Below are 19,491 nucleotides of genomic sequence, written 5' to 3' on the forward strand. Positions count from 1 at the left end.
AAAGCTGTAATTTTTATTGACAAAGCCATGGCGAATCGGGTAAATTTGCGCGCAAAAGCCGAGAGTGCCAAACGCACCCAAACGGGCGACCGCCCGGGAGGATGAAACCATGCCGAACGTACCTGCGATCTTAACCACGACTCTCCCCTTCTCGCCGGAGAACAACCTTGGCCGCTATCTCCGGGAAATTCGGAAATTCCCGATGCTGGCGCGCGAGGAGGAATACATGCTGGCCAAACGTTTCGCCGAACACGGCGACACCGAAGCGGCCCATCGCTTGGTGACGAGCCATTTGCGTCTCGCCGCCAAGATCGCCATGAGCTACCGCGGCTACGGATTGCCGCTGGCCGACCTCATCTCGGAAGGCAACGTCGGAATCATGCAGGCGGTGAAACGGTTCGACCCGGAGCGCGGCTTCCGGCTGGCGACCTATGCGATGTGGTGGATTCGCGCCTCGATCCAGGAATACGTCCTGCGCTCATGGTCCCTCGTGAAGATGGGGACGACGGCCGCCCAGAAGAAACTTTTCTTCAACCTGCGGCGGTTGAAGGGCCAGCTGCAGGCGATCGAGGAAGGCGATCTCTCGCCCGAAATCGTCACGGAAATCGCTGACCGTCTCGACGTGCCCGAAAGGGAAGTCGTCGAGATGAACCGCCGCATGGCGAGACAGGACCATTCCCTGAACGCGCCCCTTCGCGTGGACGGCGAAGGGGAATGGATGAACTGGCTCGAGGATGACCACCCCGATCAGGAAACCGCCTTCGCCAAAAAGGAAGAATCATCGAACCGCCACGCTTTCCTGAAGGCAGCGATGAAAGGCCTGAACGACCGCGAGCGCCACATCCTGACCCAGCGTCGCCTGCGCGACGATCCGCTGACGCTCGAGGAATTGAGCAAGGAATTCAACATCTCGCGCGAGCGTGTCCGCCAGATCGAAGCGCGGGCTTTCTCAAAACTCCAGAAAGCGGTGAAGAACGCCGCTATCGAACAACAGATTCACGCGTAACCCACCGAACGCCACCCGCCTCGGGAAGCAGAAAACTCAGGTTTTCTGCTTCCGCTGTTGCAGGTCGCCCGCGATCTCCTCGCCCCATTCCCCGATCAGCTCTTCCCGAAGCCTGGCAAGCTTTTCTTTCCGTTGCGCGGCGCGCATTTCCACGACCAGCGCGACGACATGAGGCACCCCGAAATAGAGCAGCCAACCAAGGCTCGCCGCCCCGTACATGACCGCCCAGGAATAGGGATCCGAAAGCGCTGCGAAGGCAGCGTCCGCCTGCCCCGCTCCGCCGACCACCCACTGATTGAGCAGGTAAGGAGCGACACCGACCAGATTCATGGCGAGGACGCATTTTCCGGCCACCTTTCCCACGTTGCGGTCAACGACGAAGGCAATCCAGGAAGGCAACAGGCCAAGGACCAGGAGGATGACGCTTGGAAGCGCCACGGTCGCAGCGCCCGAAAGCACGAGAATGCCAACGATCCACCAAAGTCCCATGTGTATGGTCCCGCCGGGTGCCTGTCTCTTGATCGGTTTTCTTGCCATGCCCCCTACTCTAAATGCGTTGCGAAAGTAGAACGCCAAGAGCGATCAACGCGATCAGCATGGAAAATCGCGCCGCGAGCAGGCGGCCCATGACGAGCGCGCTCAGCGACAGCCCCTGCAATTGCTGTTCGATCTTCGCCGTCTCTGCAACCATTCGCATGAACTCACCGCGCGCCATCGCGTAGGCGCGGTGGTCGGCCCGTCTGCGAGCCGGGTTGCCGACCAGGTTGTAGAGTTCGACGAGACTGCCTCTTACGGCGATCTGCTCCACGGATTCTTCCAGTTGCTTGCGCGTGGCCTGGTTGTGATAACTCGAAATGACTGGCGGCAGCATCCTCAACATCCAACCGGCGAGCCCGGGCACCTTCGCGGGCCCGTAACGGTCCTGAAGGCTGGCCAGCAGGCCGAGAACCCCGAACACGCGTTCGGCGGAACCTCTTGGCGAGACGAGCGAAGCCAGAAACGTATCCACCTTGCCGGGAAAATGGGTCGCAATGAAGGCGGTGATGTGGTTGTCCATCGGTTCGACCATCCTCTGCAACTGGCCGGTTGCCGCCTCGAGCGTCGACAGCAGTTCGGAAACGCCGGTGCAATACCTTGGCAGGACGAGCGTGCTTAAGCACCGCGCGCCGGGAACCAGTTCGTAGAGGCAGCGCTCGAGCCCGAAGCCAAGCCCGCGGCGGCCGATGAAGTGCTGAAGCCGATAGAGGCGCTGCAGAAGCTTGCGGTTGGCGACAATCGGTCCCTGCGCCGTTACCCAAAGCTGGGCGAGGTTGAGGCGGATAACCTCGGTGAAATTATGGCGTATTTCGTCGTCGGCGAATCCGACGGCCAGCATGGTCCCGAGGCCGTCGATGGTGGCGGAAAAATTCCGGTAACGGATCGGCGCTTTCGGATCGAGCAGAATGGCGACCCGCGCGACAAGCTGCTCGGCCGAAATTGTCGAACTCCGGCTCGCCACGACCTCTTCCATCAAGTAGCGCGCCATTTCGGGATTGACAATGCTGCGCACCACCCAGGATTCGAAGCGGGTTTCTCGGATAGCCCGCGCAGCGTCCTGGGGGTGTTGCGTAAAGGCGTACGCCAACGAGCGTCCGGTGACGTGCGGTTCTTGCCGGAACGTGAAGACATGCGGCGCATGATCCGCCACGTTTGGCAAATTAGGGTCGTGATATTCGTCCAGCCAGCGTTCGACGCGGTCCAGAGTCCATCGCCGTTCCCGCGCGTCCATCAACAGGCCTTTGAGCAGTTCCATGGCGCGCAGTGAGAGCGCGCGCTTGCCCACCAAAAAAGCGTAGGAACTCTCCTGTATCTTGCGTTGCAGGATGGTTTCGCCGCTGGCCTCGTTCGTGGGCAGACTTCCCAAAAGAAGCGACAGTACCGTGACCCCCAGCGCATAAAGATCGTCGGCGATTTCCCCCCGGCCGCGGCCAGCCGGATGGGCAAGGCCGCTTTCGATCGTCTCGAAAAGAATAGGCTGGGCGTATGCGGGCGGCTCCACGGCGAATTCGCCAAGCACGGCCCGCTTCTCCGTCTTATCGTCGGCAAAAAAAGATTGTCCGGCCGGATGCCGCGATGGGTGAGACCGGAAACGTCGAGCTGACGCAACACCTCTACCGCCGGGACGATGACGATGGATGTGACTTCCTTCTCCGTCATCGGCGGCCCCGGCTCCGTGAGCGAGCGCCAAAGCCGGCGACCCGAACGCTCATAGATCAAGGCCGGCTGTTCGCCGCGGTCGGGAGACCATTCGACGACCCCCTCTTCCACCAGCTTCGGGACGCCGCGGAGATCGTTCTGCCGCAAATGCGCGAGAACCTGCCAGCGCAGCGGCAGCCCGGGATCGCATATATAGGCAACCAGCGGCCTATCGGCGTTTCGGATGTCCTCGGCCCGGTAGGCCTTCGCGGTGAAGGAGTCGTGGTCTGGCAGAGCCGCTTCCCGAAGGATGCGGTACCGCCCTTTTACCAAAACTTCGCCGCCGGTAGGCGTTATTCCCTGTGTAAGGGGTTCCGCCTGTTCCGTTCCCACCATTTTTATCCCGCTTTCGGACAGTTCGGGCCTTGCCGATTATGCGGCGGGAAAGCAAAGAAAACGTTAATGTGGCGACGGTATTCTTAGAAATTCGCGCGTTAAATCAATGTATTAACCATCAATCCGTGAACGGGTCATGGACGAGAATGGTGTCTTCCCGCTCGGGACTCGTGGAAAGCAGCGCGACGGGGGCACCGATCAGTTCCTCGACACGGCGGATGTATTTGACGGCCGGCGCCGGAAGATCCGCCCAGGAACGGGCGCCTCGGGTGCTTTCCTGCCAGCCCGGCAGGGTTTCGTAGACGGGTTCCAGCGCCGCCTGCGCCGACGGCAAGGACGGCAGGTGGTCGTACGCGCGGTCCCCGTTCCGGTAGCGAACGCAGACCTTCACATGCGGAAGTCCATCGAGAACGTCGAGCTTCGTCAACGCGATGCCGTTAATCCCCCCGACCGTGACCGTCTGGCGCACGAGGACGGCGTCGAACCATCCGCAACGGCGCTTCCGCCCCGTGACGGTGCCGAATTCTTTTCCGCGCTCGCCGAGAAGGCGGCCGGTCTCGTCGTCGAGTTCCGTCGGGAAGGGGCCGCTGCCGACCCGCGTCGTATAGGCTTTCGTAATGCCCAGCACGTAGCTGATGGCACCGGGCCCGATGCCCGAGCCGGTGGCCGCCTGCGCCGCCAGTGTGTTCGAAGATGTCACGTACGGATAGGTCCCATGATCGATGTCGAGCATGGCGCCTTGCGCGCCCTCGAAAAGAATCCGCTTGCCGCCCCGGCGCGCCGCGTCCAACTCCTTCCAGACCGTTCCCGCGAAGGGCAGTATCTTCGGAGCAACATCGAGAAGCGCCCCGTAAAGCGCCCCGCCGTCGATCTCGGGTAGTTCGGCGCCGCGCAGCAAAGTGTTGTGGTGCAGGAGAAGCGTTTCGATACGCTCCATCAGCGTTGCCGGATCCCCCAGATCGCAGATGCGGATCGCCCGGCGTGCGATCTTGTCCTCATAAGCCGGCCCGATGCCCCGTTTCGTCGTGCCGATCGTGGCTTTACCCGCGGCCTCCTCCCTCGCCAGATCCAGCTTGCGGTGCAGTGGCAAAATCAGCGGCGCGTTCTCCGCGATCCGCAAATTCTCCGGCGTCACGGGCACGCCCATGCCGCGGACCGTCTCGATCTCTTCGAGCAAGGCCCATGGGTCAACGACGACGCCGTTGCCGATGATCGAAAGCTTGCCCTCGCGCACGATGCCGGAGGGAAGAAGGCTTAGGCGGTAGGTCTTGCCGTTGATGACAAGGGTATGGCCCGCGTTGTGGCCGCCCTGGAAACGGACGACGACATCCGCCCGCTTCGACAGCCAATCCACGATCTTGCCTTTTCCCTCATCGCCCCACTGGGCGCCGACGACGGCGACGTTTGCCACGAAATCCCTCCTCAGCTCTTTTTCACCGGCATCACCTTGCCGGCGACATAAAAATGCGTGCATCCCAATCGTTTCGCTTCCGCCTGCGGATCGCCGCCGTCCTCGAGAGCCGCGACGGTGACCCGGCCTTCCTGGCGAAGGCGCGCCCCTTCCACAGCCGACGTTCCGAAGGAAAGGTAGAGACTGCCCGAAGGTGGCGCCGGGGAAAGCGCCCGCTGCACGCTGTCGAGGAAAAGCGTAAACCCGGTGGCTGGCTCCTTCTCGCCCGCCGCGTAACGCCCGCCGCGGCCCAAGGATCCGCGAACGTCGAGAGCGAAGAAGGTGAAACTCAGGCCCGACTGGTATTCGAAACCACGGTTTTCAACCGCATCTACCGTCATCCCGACGTCGGGTGAAAGGTCGGCCAGCCGTTCGGCCACCTCCACCAAGCGCGCCCGTTCCGCCGCCGCCGGCTTTGGAAGCGCGATCTTCTGCAAGAGGCCAAGCGCCCGGTCCACCGGCCCCGTTGCCGCCAAAAGCGCCCCCAGAACCTTTGCCGGCTTCCCGCCGAGGGCGGTGACGGCCGTCACGTCCTTGTGGTCCAGCATGTCGCGAAGGGGGGAGCCACGCCCGCATTCCAGACCAAGGTCTTCGCATACCGCCGGCACGACGATCGGCAGATTCAAATCGATCGAAAGATTGGCAACGCCAATGCCTTGCAGGGCTTCGACGGCAAGCTGAATGACCTCAAGATCGGCGTTGACCGCCGCCGACCCGATCAGTTCGACGCCGGCCTGGGCAAATTCCCGCTCCGGGCGAAGCTGGCTTCCAACCACGCGCAGCACTTGCCCGCCATAGCAAAGTCTAAGCGGCCGCGGCGCGTCCAGAAGCCGCGTGCGGGCGATGCGGGCCACCTGCAACGTCATGTCCGGACGCACCCCCATCATGCGCTGGGAGACGGGGTCCATGACCCGGAAGGTCTTGTTCGCCATCCCCGCGCCGGCCTCCTCGAGGAGGGTTTCCTCAAACTCGACGAGAGGGGGCGACACCCGTGCGTAGCCGTGGGCGGCGAAGGACGCCATCAGCGTTTCCATCACGCGCGCCTCTGCCGCCGCATCCGGCGGCAGAACGTCCCGAAGTCCTGCTGGAAGCAGGGCCTTTTGCGATTGATCCGTCATGCGTGTCTCCCCTGTCCCGAGGGGATTGACCAGTGAGGTAAAAGCCCGGGTGAGATTCCTACTAGCTGGTTTCCCGGCCAACGGCAAACGGAAATCCCGGCCGGTGCAGCACCGGGATTGGGGGAATTTCCAGGCAAGGTTCTCTAGAAAAAAAGCAGATTGGCTTGCAGCACTTCCGGAATCGCCCGCACCTGCTCGAGGGTGGCGACATCCACCCGGCCGTCCACCCGGATCAACGCCAGGGCATTGCCGCCCGCTGCGGCGCGGCCCAGATGGAAAGTGGCGATGTTGACTCCGCTGCTGCCAAGCACGGTCCCCAGCTTGCCGATAAAGCCCGGCTTGTCCCGGTTCGCCACGAAAAGCATATACGGCCCAAGCTCGGCCTCGACGGCGATGTCGTTGACCTGTACGACGCGGGGCTTGTCCTCTCCGAACAGGGTGCCGGCCACGGTCTGCGTTTGCTTTTCCGTCTTCACGACGAGACGGATCAGCGTTTGGTAATCCGCCTTGCGCTCATGCCGAACCTCGGTGACGTCGATATCGCGCTGGCGCGCAATCGTCGGCGCATTCACCATGTTCACGGATTCCATGAGCGGCGAAAGCAGGCCCTGCAGGACAAGGGCCGTCAGCGGCCGGGCGTTCAGTTCCGTCACATGGCCGGCGTATTCGATGGTGACCGCCTCGATTCCACCCCCCTCGGTCATCTGCCCGGCAAAGCTGCCGAGTTGCTGCGCCAGGGTCATGTAAGGCCGCAGCCGCTGGGCTTCCTCCGCCGTCACCGAGGGCATGTTGACGGCGTTGGTCACGGCGCCCGTCAGAAGGTAGTCCGACATCTGTTCTGCAACCTGCAGGGCGACGTTCTCCTGAGCCTCGGTCGTCGAGGCTCCCAGATGGGGCGTCGCGATGACCCGGTCCATCCCGAAGAGAACGTTTTCCTTCGCCGGCTCTTGGGGAAAAACGTCCAGGGCGGCGCCGGCAACCTTGCCTTTCTCGATCGCCTCCTTGAGATCCTTCTCGACAACGAGTCCCCCGCGGGCGCAATTGATGATGTGAACGCCGTCGCGCATCTTCGTGATCGCCTCGGCGTTGATCATATTTCGCGTCGAATCGTTAAGCGGGGTGTGCAGCGTAATGAAGTCGGCCCGCGCGAAGAGTTCATCGAGCTCGACCTTCTCGATGCAGAGGTCCGTCGCACGCTCCGGCGACAGGTAAGGGTCGTAGGCCACCACCTTCATCTTGAGGCCAAGCGCCCGGTCGGCCACGATCGAGCCGATATTGCCACAGCCGATGACACCTAGGGTCTTGCCGGTCAGCTCCACCCCCATGAAACCCGACTTCTCCCATTTTCCGGCGTGGGTTGAAGCGTTCGCGGCCGGCAACTGGCGGGCAAGCGCGAACATGAGGGCAATGGCGTGCTCGGCGGTCGTAATCGCGTTGCCGAAAGGCGTGTTCATGACGATGACACCGCGCGCGGTCGCCGCCGGCACGTCCACGTTATCGACGCCGATGCCGGCGCGACCGATGACCTTGATCTCGCCCGCCGCGTCGAGGATGTCGGCCGTTACCTTCGTCGCCGAACGAATGGCGAGGCCCTGATAGGCGCCGATGCACGCCTTGAGTTCTTCCGGCTTCATACCGGGCTTCACATCCACCTCGATGCCCCGCTCGCGGAAGATTTCCGCTGCGCGCGGGCTCATTTTGTCGGCAATCAGAACTTTCGGCATGGCGTGTCCGTTTATGAGTTTGCTTTCACTTCGGCAAAGGCCCAGTCCAACCAAGGCAGAAGCGCTTCCAGATCGGTCTTCTCGACCGTACCGCCCGCCCAGATTCGAAGACCGGGTGGCGCGTCCCGATAGCCGCCGATATCATAGGCGACGCCTTCCTTTTCCAGCAGGCCAACCAGCCGTTTCAACGCGGCGGCTTGGGCGTCCTTGTCGAGGGATTCGAACCAGGGATCCGCGACCTTGAAGCAAACGGAGGTCGAGGAGCGGGCCGAAACCGCCTCCGCCAGGAAAGCGATCCAGGGGGTCTTTTCAACCCAGGCGGCAAGAACGGCAAGATTGGCGCGGCTGCGTTCGATGATCGCATTGCGCCCGCCGACATCTTCCATCCATCGCAGGGCATCGAGCGCGTCCTCGACGCAGAGCAACGACGGCGTATTGATGGTGGCGCCCTCGAAAATCTCCTCGATCAGCTTACCGCCTTTCGCCAGCCGGAATACCTTCGGCAACGGCCAGGCCGGCACGTAGCTTTCGAGCCGCTCAACGGCGCGCGGGCTCAAGATCAGCACGCCGTGTGCCGCCTCCCCGCCCATGACCTTCTGCCAGGAATAGGTGACGACATCGAGCTTTTCCCACGGCAAGGCCATCGCGAAGACGGCCGAGGTCGCGTCGCAAAATGTAAGCCCCTGGCGGTTCGCCGAAATCCAGTCGCCGTCAGGCACGCGAACACCGGAGGTTGTTCCGTTCCACGTAAAGACGACGTCGCGGTCGGTGTCCACCGCCGCCAGGTTTGGAAGCTTGCCGTAATCCGCCTCGAAAGCGCGGACATCGGCGAGCTTCAGCTGCTTTGTGATGTCCGTGAGCCAGCCTTTACCAAAACTTTCCCACGCCAGCACATCAACGCCGCGCGCACCCAGCATCGTCCACATCGCCATCTCGAAGGCGCCGGTGTCCGAACCCGGCACCAGGCCGATTCGGTAACCGTCCGGCAGGCCAAGCAGATCGCGGCTGCGGGCAAGCACTTCCTGAATCTTCGCCTTGCCCGGTTTCGAGCGGTGCGAGCGCGCAACCGTCGCGTCCTTCAGGGCTTCCAGCGACCATCCCGGCCGCTTGGCGCAGGGGCCGGATGAAAAACAAGGATTCTTCGGCCGGGGGATCGGCTTCTGCATGGCCTTTACCTTCAGAGACGGTGCCGGGTGGGGTAAAATCGCGCGAAGTCTAGTGGGGAGGGGTGCGGTGCGTCAATGTTAGATCGGGGTAAATTGGCGATTTGCCGGGAACGCGAATGGTGGCTACCCTTTCCATGCAGCGAAGGCCCATCGGCCCGTAAAGCATACCGAGAGGAAGCGCCCCGCCATGACGCTCGACCAGACCACCCTGTTCGTCATCCTACTGGCGGCGCTGGCGTTTTTCGTGTGGGGCCGGTGGCGCTATGACGTCGTGGCGATCGGCGCGCTGTTGGCCGCCGTTTTTTTCGGGATCGTGCCGGCCGGCCAGGCCTTTGTCGGCTTCGGCCATCCGGCCGTTATTACGGTCGCTGCCATCCTGATCATTTCACGGGCGCTGCATCATTCCGCAATTCCAGGCCTGCTGGCGAGCGGCATGGCCCCCTTCGGCCGCCATACGACCCTGCAGGTAGCGGCGCTTACCTTTCTCGTCGCCATCTTTTCCTCCTTCATGAACAACGTCGGCGCGCTTGCCCTCATGATGCCGGTTGCCCTGCAACTGGCCTCGAAAACCGGGCGGCCGGCGTCCGTCGTCCTGATGCCGCTTTCGTTCGGCTCCCTTCTGGGTGGTCTGGTAACAATGATCGGCACGCCGCCGAACATCGTCATCGCGAACTATCGCACCACGATCAGCGGCGCCCCTTTCGGCATGTTCGACTTTTCGCCGGTCGGAATTGGCGTGGCCGTCGTCGGCGTGTGCTTCATCGGAATTATCGGCTGGCGGCTGTTGCCGCAACGGAAAGGGGATGCCCTAACCAACGCGGCCTTTGCCCAGATCGAAGATTACATTACCGAGGTGCGGCTGGAAGGGACTTCGAAATATGTCGGGGCGACGCTCCAGGAACTCGAAGCGCTTAACGAGGACGTCGCCGTGGTTGGCCTCATTCGAGGGGAACGGAAATTCCTGGCCCCTTCCCGCTACCTCCGCCTTCAAGAAGGTGACGTTCTTATTCTCGAGGCCGACCCCGAGACCCTGCGAGCGCTGGTGAACGCCGCCAAGCTCGAGCTGATCGGCAGCGAAGGCCTGAGCATAGAAACCATCCATTCGAACGACGTCAGCCTGATCGAGGCGGTCGTCCCGCCCGGCTCGAAGATGGAAAGCCAGACTTCTCAAGACCTGCGTTTGCACGACCGTTTCGGGATCAACATGCTTGGCGTCGCTCGACATGGCCTGCCGGTGAAAGAACGATTGGGCCGGGTTCGCTTCCAGGCCGGCGACGTCCTGTTGCTGCAAGGCGAAACGGCCGCCCTCTTCGAGGCGTTGTCCGAACTTGGCTGCCTGCCGCTTGCCCACCGCGATCTTCGTCTGGGCAAACGGCGACGGACTTTGCTTCCCGTCGGCATTTTCGCGGTCGCCATCGCCCTTACCGCTTTCGGCGTACTGCCGGCCGCCATCGCTTTCATCGGCGCCGTTTTCGCCTTCATCCTCTTCAACGTCCTCTCCTTGCGCGAGGCCTATGAAAGTGTCGAGTGGCCGATCATCGTCCTGCTCTCCGCCATGATTCCGGTCGGACAAGCCCTGGAAACGACAGGGGGCACCTCGCTTATCGGCGGCGTCTTCGTGGGCATTTCCGAATACCTCGACCCGCCGATGATTCTCGTCCTCCTTATGATCGCCACCATGCTGCTGTCGGATATCATGAACAACGCCGCCACCGCGGTGCTCATGGCGCCGATCGCGGCCAGCGTCGCCATCGGACTCGGAGTCAACACGGACTCCTTCCTGATGGCGGTGGCGGTGGGAAGCTCCTCGACCTTCCTCACCCCGATCGGCCATCAATCGAACACGCTGGTTCTGGGACCGGGCGGTTACAAATTCGGTGATTACTGGCGGATGGGGCTGCCGCTCGATATCCTGATCGTCGCCGTCGGCGCTCCGCTCATCTTGTATTTTTGGCCGCTTTAGGCCTCGTCGTCATCGTCCGACCCGTTTTGCAAATCATTCGGGTGGCCGCCCACCGTATGGGCATGGTTGATCGGCCCATGGCCATGGCCGAAGCCGGGCGCGGTGCGGATCGCCTCCCACACATAGGCCCTGGCCCTCAGGATCGCCTCGCGCAGCGTGCTGCCCTGGGCCAAGCCGGTGGCGATAGCCGAGGCCAGAGTGCAGCCCGTTCCGTGGGTATGGGGGGTCGCGATCCGCGGGCTTTCAAAAATCTCAATTCCCTCGGGCGTCGCCAGCACGTCCTGAATTTGCGACTGGTCGATATGGCCGCCAGTGATAAAGACCGCCTGCGCGCCAAGCGTCAGCAGGGTTTCCGCGGCGTGCACGACTTCCTTCACCACCGTCAGGCGAAGCCCGGTCAGGGCTTCCGCCTCCGGCACGTTCGGCGTCATCACCGTCGCCCGCAGAAGCAGCCGCTCCTTCAATATGTTCACGGCGGCGGAGTCGAGTAGGCGCGCGCCCCCCTTCGCCACCATCACGGGGTCCACGACAAGGGCGATATCGGGCGCCATGCGTTCAAGAACGTCCGCGACCGCCTCGATCACCCCGGCGGTATGCAGCATGCCGGTTTTGATCGCATCGGCGCCCAGGTCGGAAAGGACGGTTTCCATCTGCAACCGGACAAAGTCCGGCGGTACTCCAAGCACGCCCGCCACTTTTTGCGTGTTCTGCGCGGTAAGTGCGGTAAGTGCGGTAAGCGCGTACCCGCCAAGGGCCGTTACCGTCTTGATGTCGGCCTGGATACCGGCCCCGCCACCGGAATCGGATCCGGCGACGGCGAGAACCCGCCCTCGCATGGTTGCTTCCCCTTCCCTCGGAATTAGCGGACCGCGCGTTCGATCGCCGTCACGATGTTGCCAACGACGCGGTCGACCACGGCCTCGTCCTTCCCTTCGGCCATGATCCGAATGACGGGCTCGGTGCCGGACTTCCGGATAAGCAGGCGCCCGTTCTTGCCCAGGGTCGATTCGCCTTCCTGGATCGCCCGCAGGACATCGGAATTTTCAAGCGGCATCGAATTCGCGAAGCGCACATTGCGCAACAATTGCGGCATCGGATCGAAACAGCGGACAACTTCGCTGGTGGGCTTTCCGGTCCGCACGATCTCGGACAGCACTTGCAAAGCCGCGATCAGGCCGTCGCCGGTCGTTCCGAAATCGCCGAAAACGATATGACCGGATTGCTCGCCGCCGATGTTGTAGCCGTGCTTGCGCATGTGCTCGACGACGTAACGGTCGCCGACCTGCACGCGGACAAGACCGAGCCCCAGCGTCTGAAGGTAGCGTTCCAAGCCCAGGTTCGACATGACGGTCGCGACGATGCCGCCGCCCTTTAGCCGTTCCATTTCCTGCCAGGAACGCGCGACGAGCGCCAGGATCTGATCGCCGTCCACCCGCTCGCCATGCTCGTCCGCCATCACCATGCGGTCGGCATCGCCATCGAGCGCGATACCCAGATGCGCCTTGTGTGCGACGACCGCTTCACACATCGCCGCCGACGACGTAGATCCGCAATTCTGGTTGATGTTGAAGCCGTCCGGCGAAACCCCGATGGGAACGACCTCCGCACCCAATTCCCAGAGCACGGTGGGAGCCACCCGGTAGGCCGCGCCGTTCGCGCAATCGACGACAATCCGAAGGCCGTTCAGCATCCGCCCTCGCGGAAAGGTCATCTTGACGTGTTCCATATAGCGGCCGAGCGCATCGTCCAGCCGCATCGCCCGGCCCAGCCGATTCGAAGCCACAAGGTCCTTCTCGCCGCCATTGTCGATTCGCGCTTCGATCGCCACTTCGATCTCGTCGGAAAGCTTGCGGCCCTCCGGATCGAAAAATTTTATTCCGTTGTCCTGGTAGGGATTGTGGGAAGCCGAAATCATCGCGCCAAGATCCGCCCGCAGCGAGCGCGTCAGCATCGCAACGGCCGGCGTCGGCAACGGCCCGACCAGGATGACGTCCATGCCCATCGCGATGAATCCGGCCGTCAGCGCCGGTTCAAGCAAATAGCCGGAAAGCCGCGTGTCCTTGCCAATCACGACCCGGTGCCGGTGATCGCCGCGGAGGAACTGGCGGCCGGCAGCCATGCCGATTTTCAGCGCGGTCTCCGCGGTCATCGGTTCTTGATTGGCGGTGCCGCGGATACCGTCTGTGCCAAAAAGTTTCCGCATATTCCATGTCCTTCGGAAACCTTGAGTCGGGATTATAGCAGAGGGCCCTGTAGGAAAAAGAAAATTCAACGCGCGGGGCTTTGGGAAAGCGCCGCGAAGGCGCGAAGAGCGAGCGCCGATTCCGGAACGTCGTGGACGCGCAGGAATTGCACCCCCTGGTTCAGAGCGGTCAAACCGGCGGCAAGGGAAGGGGCGAGGCGCTGCTTCGGCTTCAGGTTCTTCGGCCCGGCCAGAAAACTTTTTCGGGAAACGCCGATCAGGATAGCCGCGCCCAGACCGTGAAAAAGGCCGAGCCTCTCAAGGACCTCCCGGTTGTGAGCGGCCGTCTTGCCGAAACCGATCCCGGGATCGACGCAAAGATTGCCGCGCCGGATTCCAGCTTTTTCGCAGGCGGCAACCCTAGCTTCCAGGTAGTCGAAGACGTCAAGGGTAACGTCCTCGTAAATCGGGTTCTCCTGCATCGTCTTGGGTTCGCCTTGCATGTGCATCAGCACGACGGCGGCCTGTCGCTCGGCAACCAGCGGCAAGGACCGCGCGTCGTGCGTCAACGCCGTCACGTCGTTCACCACCCGCGCCCCGGCCGCCAGGGCGGCGTCCATGACGGCAGCGTGGCGCGTGTCGATGGAAACGGGAATGTTTTGCGCGGCAAGATTGCGAACGACAGGAAGCACACGGCGAAGCTCCGCCTCCGCCGTGACGGGTGCCGCCCCCGGCCGGGTGGATTCGCCGCCGACGTCAACGACCGCCGCCCCCGCCTCGGCCAGGAAGCGACCGTAAGCGATGGCGGCCTGCGATTCCGCATGGTCGCCGCCGTCCGAAAAACTGTCGGGCGTCACGTTGAGGACGCCGAAAAGGCGCGGGCTCGCGAGGGCGAGGCCGGCGAAGGGCGGTCTTGGGCCGGTAAGGCCGGCGGTAAGCCCGGCGATTCGCGTCGCCCAGGCATCACCGGCCCGACGGGCCCAGTCTTCGATGATGGGAAGTGGCGCCCGCCACCTGCGAACGCCGCCGGGGCCGCGCCAAACAAGCTCGCAGCGCCGAAAGGCGACAGGGCCGCCGGCCAGCGGGAGAGCCGCGCCCCTGGCAAGGGCGGCCTTTGCCGCGGTGCCGGAAAAAAGATCGCACGGGCGCAGGTAAAGATCGCACGGGCGCGTCTTCGCGGCATCGGGCGGCCAAGCCTCAAGCTGCCAGTCCGGCATGAAGGCGGAAAATTCAGCTGCCGGGCTGCGGGGTCGGCGCCAGCCCGCCGGCCGCCGCGCCTTCGTCTCCGCTGGTGGGTACGGAGGATTGCGGCACGCTGCTCTTGGCCGGCGCTTCCGCTTCGTCGTCGTCGGTCGGCCGATGGATCGGCTCGCCCCTCAGAAGGGTCTGGATTTCCGCGCCGGTCAGCGTTTCATATTCCAGAAGCCCCTTGGCCAGAATCTCGAGCTGGTCCCGCTTTTCCGTGATGATCTTACGCGCGAGCGCGAGCGCCGTTTCGACAATCTCGCGGATTTCCGAATCGATAAGCTCCGCCGTCGACTCCGAGATGTGCTGTTGCTGGGTCACGGCGTGGCCCAAGAAAAGCTCCTGTTCGTTCGCCTGGTAGGTGAGCGGGCCAAGCTTGTCGCTCATCCCCCACTCCGTCACCATGCGGCGCGCGATCCGCGTCGCCATGGCGATGTCCTGGGAGGCCCCGGTCGTCACCTTCGCGCGCCCGAAGACAACCTCTTCGGCGACGCGACCGCCCATCGCCACAGCAAGATCCGCTTCGAGCCTCGCCCGCGATTCGGAAATCCGGTCGCCTTCGGGCAGGCGCATGACGAGCCCCAAGGCCCGCCCGCGGGGAATGATTGTCGCCTTATGGACGGGATCGGATTCCGGCATGTTAACGGCAACCAGCGCATGGCCGCTCTCGTGATAGGCGGTGAGCCGCTTTTCCTCTTCCGACATAACCATCGAACGGCGCTCGGCGCCCATCATAACCTTGTCCTTCGCCTCCTCCATCTCCTGCATCGTGACGAGACGCTTCATCTTGCGCGCCGCCAAGAGGGCCGCCTCGTTCACGAGGTTGGCGAGATCGGCGCCGGAAAAGCCCGGCGTGCCGCGCGCAATCGTCCGCGCGTTGACGTCGGGCGCCAGGGCGATCTTCTTCATGTGGACTTTCAGTATCTTCTCCCGGCCCATGATATCCGGCACCGGCACAACGACTTGCCGGTCGAAGCGCCCCGGGCGCAGCAGCGCCGGGTCCAGCACGTCGGGCCGGTTGGTCGCCGCGATGATGATAACGCCTTCGTTCGATTCGAAGCCGTCCATTTCGACCAGAAGTTGGTTCAGCGTCTGCTCGCGCTCGTCGTTGCCGCCGCCCAGGCCGGCGCCGCGATGCCGTCCAACGGCGTCGATTTCATCAATGAAGATCAGGCAGGGCGCGTTTTTCTTGCCCTGCTCGAACATGTCGCGCACGCGGCTCGCGCCGACGCCGACAAACATTTCGACGAAATCCGAACCGGAAATCGAGAAGAAAGGCACGTTCGCCTCGCCCGCGATTGCGCGCGCCAGCAACGTTTTGCCCGTCCCCGGCGGGCCGAGCAGCAAAACGCCTTTCGGAATTTTTCCGCCAAGGCGCTGGAAACGGTGCGGGTCTTTCAGAAAGTCGACGACTTCCTCGAGTTCCTGTTTCGCCTCGTCGATCCCGGCGACATCATCGAAAGTCACGCGCTCACGGTGTTCCGTAAGCAGCCTGGCGCGGGATTTTCCGAACCCCATCGCCTTGCCCCCGCCGGACTGCATCTGGCGCATGAAAAAGATCCAGACCCCAATCAAAAGCAGCATCGGGAACCAGGAGATGAGGATGCCGAAAAGCGACGGCACGCCGTCCTCGTCCGGTGCGGCGGTGATCCGCACGCCACGGTCCGTCAGGCGGCTGACGAGTTGCGGATCATCCGGCGCGTAGGTCGTGAACGGCTGGCCGTCCTGCAGATGGCCTTGAATGCGATGGCCCTGAATCGTGACATCGCGCACCTGCCCGCCCGATACGTCCGCTAGGAAGTCCGAGAAAGCCAGCTCCTGCTCCCCCTCGGGTTGACGGGGCCCCTGAAACAGGTTGAAGAGCGCCACCACCAAGAGGACGATGACGACCCAAAGCGCCAGATTCCTGCCGAAATTATTCACCGTTTCCTTGCCTCTCCTTCGCGGATAACTGTGCAAACGCCTCACTGGAATTCAGAAAGCCTACCACGCGGAAGTGGCCGACCGTCCTATAAAGATAGGGAGTCGCCCTTTCTACACAATAGAAAAAGTAGGCCCCGCCAGCGGTGGAATGGACGCAAAAACCAGGCGTTTCAAGATGATCCCCGCAGCCCCGTCTTGCCCATAGCCGAGATGGGGCACGGCGAGGACACCGCGCCTGTCCCAAATCGCCGGCAGCGTCGGCCGAACGGCGGGCGGAATAGCGCACGCCCGCAGCTCGGGCCGCGCGGCCACCACCTCGGCCCAACCTTCCCCGCCGAGACGGCAAAGCCGAAGGGCCTGGATACGTTTCGCTTTGGCGGAGGCCGCCTTCGCCGCCACCACCTCGACCTGGAAGCGCCCATCCCAACGAAGTTCCGCCGCTGGCCGCAAGGCAAGGCTTTCGCCCGCCGCCCGCGCCTCGCGACAAATGAGGAAACCTGTCCCCACCGGCAGCACCCGGCAGCCGCCCAAGGTGCGCCCGCGCCCGAGCTTTTCCTCCCGCAACATCTTGTAGAGCCGGTCGAGCCGGTCGAGCCTCGGAGCGTAGGGCGCGCCGCCGACCAGCCGCAGCAGCCGGCCAAGCCCGAACCGCCCCACCTCCGAAGGGGCCGCCAGAAACGCCTCGCGCCGTAAACGGGCATAGCCTTCCGGGTAAAGGCTTGCCGATTTTGCAAGAAGGGCGGCGACTGTTACGTCCAGGCGCGCCCGAAAGGCACCGAAGCACATCGCCGCCGCGGCGAGGCGGGCAGGCGTCAGGCCTTCCTCGGCCAGCATGGGCAAAAGCGCCCGCAGGCGGACGCGGGCGAAGGCGGGATTCTCGTTCGAGGGATCCTCGAGCCAGGCCTGCCCCCGGCAAACGAGCGTCGCCCGCAGGCGGGCGCGCGAAAGCCCGAGCAGCGGACGCAAAAGTCTAACCTGCTCCCGTTCGGCGAGCCGCGGCATACCGGCAAGGCCTTCGAGGCCGCTTCCCCGCGACAACCGCAAAAGGAACGTCTCTGCCTGGTCTTCCTGATGATGGGCGAGAAGAAGGTGCAGGATGCCTTCCCGCCGGCAACGTTCCGTCAGCAGATCGTAACGCGCCTGGCGGGCGGCCGCCTGAACGCCGGTCTTCGGCTTTGCCCCTTCCCAACGAAGGACGCGATGGGGGATGTCTCGTGCCTTCAGCCAGCGGCCGACCTTTCGCGCCTCGGCAGCGGCGGAAGGGCGAAGCCCGTGATCCACCGTTAACGCCAGCGCATGGCCACCGCGCGCCCGCGCCCATTCGTCGGCTAAAAGCATGAGCGCCAGGCTGTCGGCGCCGCCCGAAACCGCAACCGCCAGACGCGGCCCAGCCTCGAAGGGGCCGAGCCCGGCCATAAGGTCGGCAAATTCCTCCGCGCCCACAGACATCCCCCGACGGCTTTCCGAAAGCAAGTTAAGGGCAAGCGCTCCGCTTGCGCTCGTCGGCGACGCGCTGCCGGACCGTCGCCGACGCGTTCTGGAACTCCTTCACGAGGCGGCCCAAGGCGGCGCAGGCTTCCTTCTTCTCACCCAGATTGCCAAGCGAGACCGCAAGCTTGAGGAGATTGTCCGGCGCCTTGGAACCTTTCGGCTCCTTTTGGTAGCCCTCCAGAAATGTCACGGCCGCCTGCCGAAAATCGTTCCGTACGAAATAGGTTTCCCCCAGCCAGTAAGTCGCGTTCGCAGCCAGCGCATCGTTCGGATAGGCCGCGAGGAAGGCCTTAAGCTCGCGCTCGGCCTCCCCATAGTCGCGACGGCTGAGCAACGAAAAGGCATGGTTGTAAGCCTCCTTCGGCGGCAGGCTGGCCGCCTGCGGCGGCGCCTCCCCGAGGATCGGCGCGGACGGCGGCGCGGACGGCTGTTCTTCGCCAGCCGGCGGCGGCGAATAGCCCGGTGTTGCCGTTGCCGCAGGCGCGCGTTGTTCGAGCGCGCCGAGCCGGAGTTCGAGATCGCTCCCCACGCGGTCGAGGCGTTCGCCGAATTCGGAAAGCCGGAACTGCAACTCCTCGATCCGGCCGGTGAGTGCGCGAATTTCCGTCTCGATTTCCAGCATGCGAATTTCCATCCGGGCGGCCACTGTCGGCGCGGACGAATCGGGCGAGGCGGTCGTTGCTTCGATCGCGGGCGAAGTTGAGGAAGGCGCTGCCTTCCCGCGATAAACCTCCCGCTGCAGTATCTGCAAATCCCGTTCGAGCCGGCCCAACCGATCAACCAGCGCGCCCAGATCGGAGTTCTGCGCCCGGGCGGGGCTGGTTTCGAGAAAACCCAAGAAAAACACCGCCACCAGAAGCCCGCCCCACAGGGCCAACCTTCCGGCGCTAGAACCGGATCGCGGCGATGTACGCTTGGCGGATTTCGGAAGCGGTGGTTTCATCACCTGAATACACATCGTCCGTCCGCCTCGAAAGGTTCCCGGGAACCTCGGAGCCGGACGGACGATTGACTCGCAAGACTAAAGAGGGCCGATAACGTCGAGAGGGTTAATTGACTTTTGTTACCCCACGACGATTTTGCGTCCACGCCGATTCGTCATGACCGAGGACGGTCGGCCGCTCTTCTCCATAGCTGATCGTCGTGATCCGGCTTGCCGACACGCCGAGCGCCACAAGGTAATCCCTCACGGCGTTCGACCGACGCTCGCCGAGCGCGAGGTTGTATTCCCGCGTGCCCCGCTCGTCACAATGCCCTTCGACCGTAACGGTCAAGTTCGGGTTCTGCTGCAGCCATTCGGCTTGAGCCTTCAGCGTTTTTTGCGCATCCGGCCGTATTGCGTATTTATCGAAATCGAAGAAAACCCGGTCACCGACCTTGGCGACGAGTTCCTGTTGTGGGCTCATCGCCACAGTGGAACCATCCGAGCCCGCACCACCAGCCCCAGCACCACGACCGGCGCCTGTGGATTGAGTTTCGCAGGCGGCCAGAAGGACGAGCGCTGCAAACATTACGAAAATTCGACGCATCAATTTGTCTCCCGATCGAGATTTGAGTGTTTAAACCATATAGGAGGTTTACAAATCCTGAAGAACACTTACCGGACGCTTGACCGCCCTCCCCGGCGGCTGCCCCGTCCGATCCCCATGCTA

15 protein-coding genes are annotated in these 19,491 nt (G+C 63.3%); 2 read left to right on the top strand and 13 right to left on the bottom strand.

Features of this window, described 5'->3' with window-relative positions; all coding sequences use genetic code 11:
* The first annotated feature begins 109 nt into the window (after nucleotides 1–109).
* Nucleotides 110–1,006 (top strand): RNA polymerase sigma factor RpoH, encoded by an 897-nt coding sequence (gene rpoH, locus AB1781_10345; protein MEW5704966.1) that lies wholly within the window; start codon nucleotides 110–112, stop codon nucleotides 1,004–1,006.
* A 36-nt stretch (nucleotides 1,007–1,042) separates the two neighbouring features.
* Here rpoH and AB1781_10350 read toward each other — a convergent pair whose 3' ends face one another.
* The 6 genes from AB1781_10350 to AB1781_10375 form a co-directional block, all read right to left on the bottom strand.
* A complete protein-coding gene (locus AB1781_10350; protein MEW5704967.1) occupies nucleotides 1,043–1,543 on the bottom strand; it encodes a hypothetical protein in 501 nt (166 codons plus the stop codon).
* Between the two features lie 10 nt (nucleotides 1,544–1,553).
* Entirely contained in the window at nucleotides 1,554–3,062 is a 1,509-nt protein-coding gene (locus tag AB1781_10355; GenBank protein ID MEW5704968.1) for a hypothetical protein, read from the bottom strand.
* Nucleotides 3,063–3,695: 633 nt separating this feature from the next.
* Nucleotides 3,696–4,988, bottom strand: a complete 1,293-nt coding sequence (locus AB1781_10360) for an adenylosuccinate synthase (protein MEW5704969.1) — start codon at nucleotides 4,986–4,988, stop codon at nucleotides 3,696–3,698.
* Nucleotides 4,989–4,999: 11 nt separating this feature from the next.
* On the bottom strand, nucleotides 5,000–6,145 hold the full coding sequence (locus tag AB1781_10365) for an ATP phosphoribosyltransferase regulatory subunit (protein ID MEW5704970.1): 1,146 nt from the start codon (nucleotides 6,143–6,145) through the stop codon (nucleotides 5,000–5,002).
* A 143-nt stretch (nucleotides 6,146–6,288) separates the two neighbouring features.
* Nucleotides 6,289–7,869: a phosphoglycerate dehydrogenase gene (gene serA, locus AB1781_10370; protein ID MEW5704971.1), complete on the bottom strand. Its 1,581-nt coding sequence runs from the start codon at nucleotides 7,867–7,869 to the stop codon at nucleotides 6,289–6,291.
* 11 nt (nucleotides 7,870–7,880) lie between these two features.
* Nucleotides 7,881–9,035, bottom strand: a complete 1,155-nt coding sequence (locus AB1781_10375; protein ID MEW5704972.1) for a phosphoserine transaminase — start codon at nucleotides 9,033–9,035, stop codon at nucleotides 7,881–7,883.
* Between the two features lie 187 nt (nucleotides 9,036–9,222).
* Between AB1781_10375 and AB1781_10380 the strand changes: the two genes are divergently transcribed.
* On the top strand, nucleotides 9,223–10,998 hold the full coding sequence (locus AB1781_10380) for an SLC13 family permease (GenBank protein ID MEW5704973.1): 1,776 nt from the start codon (nucleotides 9,223–9,225) through the stop codon (nucleotides 10,996–10,998).
* On the opposite strand, the gene thiD is transcribed toward AB1781_10380, so the two are convergent.
* The 7 genes from thiD to pal form a co-directional block, all read right to left on the bottom strand.
* Complete coding sequence (gene thiD / locus AB1781_10385; GenBank protein ID MEW5704974.1) at nucleotides 10,995–11,834, bottom strand: bifunctional hydroxymethylpyrimidine kinase/phosphomethylpyrimidine kinase; 840 nt, start codon at nucleotides 11,832–11,834, stop codon at nucleotides 10,995–10,997. The genes AB1781_10380 and thiD overlap by 4 nt on opposite strands.
* Nucleotides 11,835–11,857: 23 nt before the next feature.
* Nucleotides 11,858–13,201: a phosphoglucosamine mutase gene (gene glmM, locus AB1781_10390; protein ID MEW5704975.1), complete on the bottom strand. Its 1,344-nt coding sequence runs from the start codon at nucleotides 13,199–13,201 to the stop codon at nucleotides 11,858–11,860.
* Between the two features lie 65 nt (nucleotides 13,202–13,266).
* Nucleotides 13,267–14,397, bottom strand: coding sequence for a dihydropteroate synthase (folP, locus tag AB1781_10395; GenBank protein ID MEW5704976.1), 1,131 nt, complete (start codon nucleotides 14,395–14,397; stop codon nucleotides 13,267–13,269).
* Between the two features lie 13 nt (nucleotides 14,398–14,410).
* On the bottom strand, nucleotides 14,411–16,348 hold the full coding sequence (gene ftsH, locus AB1781_10400) for an ATP-dependent zinc metalloprotease FtsH (protein MEW5704977.1): 1,938 nt from the start codon (nucleotides 16,346–16,348) through the stop codon (nucleotides 14,411–14,413).
* Between the two features lie 111 nt (nucleotides 16,349–16,459).
* Nucleotides 16,460–17,797 (bottom strand): tRNA lysidine(34) synthetase TilS, encoded by a 1,338-nt coding sequence (gene tilS, locus AB1781_10405; GenBank protein ID MEW5704978.1) that lies wholly within the window; start codon nucleotides 17,795–17,797, stop codon nucleotides 16,460–16,462.
* 25 nt (nucleotides 17,798–17,822) lie between these two features.
* Nucleotides 17,823–18,692 (bottom strand): tol-pal system protein YbgF, encoded by an 870-nt coding sequence (ybgF, locus tag AB1781_10410; protein MEW5704979.1) that lies wholly within the window; start codon nucleotides 18,690–18,692, stop codon nucleotides 17,823–17,825.
* Between the two features lie 196 nt (nucleotides 18,693–18,888).
* Nucleotides 18,889–19,245: a peptidoglycan-associated lipoprotein Pal gene (gene pal, locus AB1781_10415; protein ID MEW5704980.1), complete on the bottom strand. Its 357-nt coding sequence runs from the start codon at nucleotides 19,243–19,245 to the stop codon at nucleotides 18,889–18,891.
* Between the last annotated feature and the right edge of the window lie 246 nt (nucleotides 19,246–19,491).

It is taken from the genome of Pseudomonadota bacterium, assembly GCA_040752895.1.
In the GTDB taxonomy this organism is placed as follows: domain Bacteria; phylum Pseudomonadota; class Alphaproteobacteria.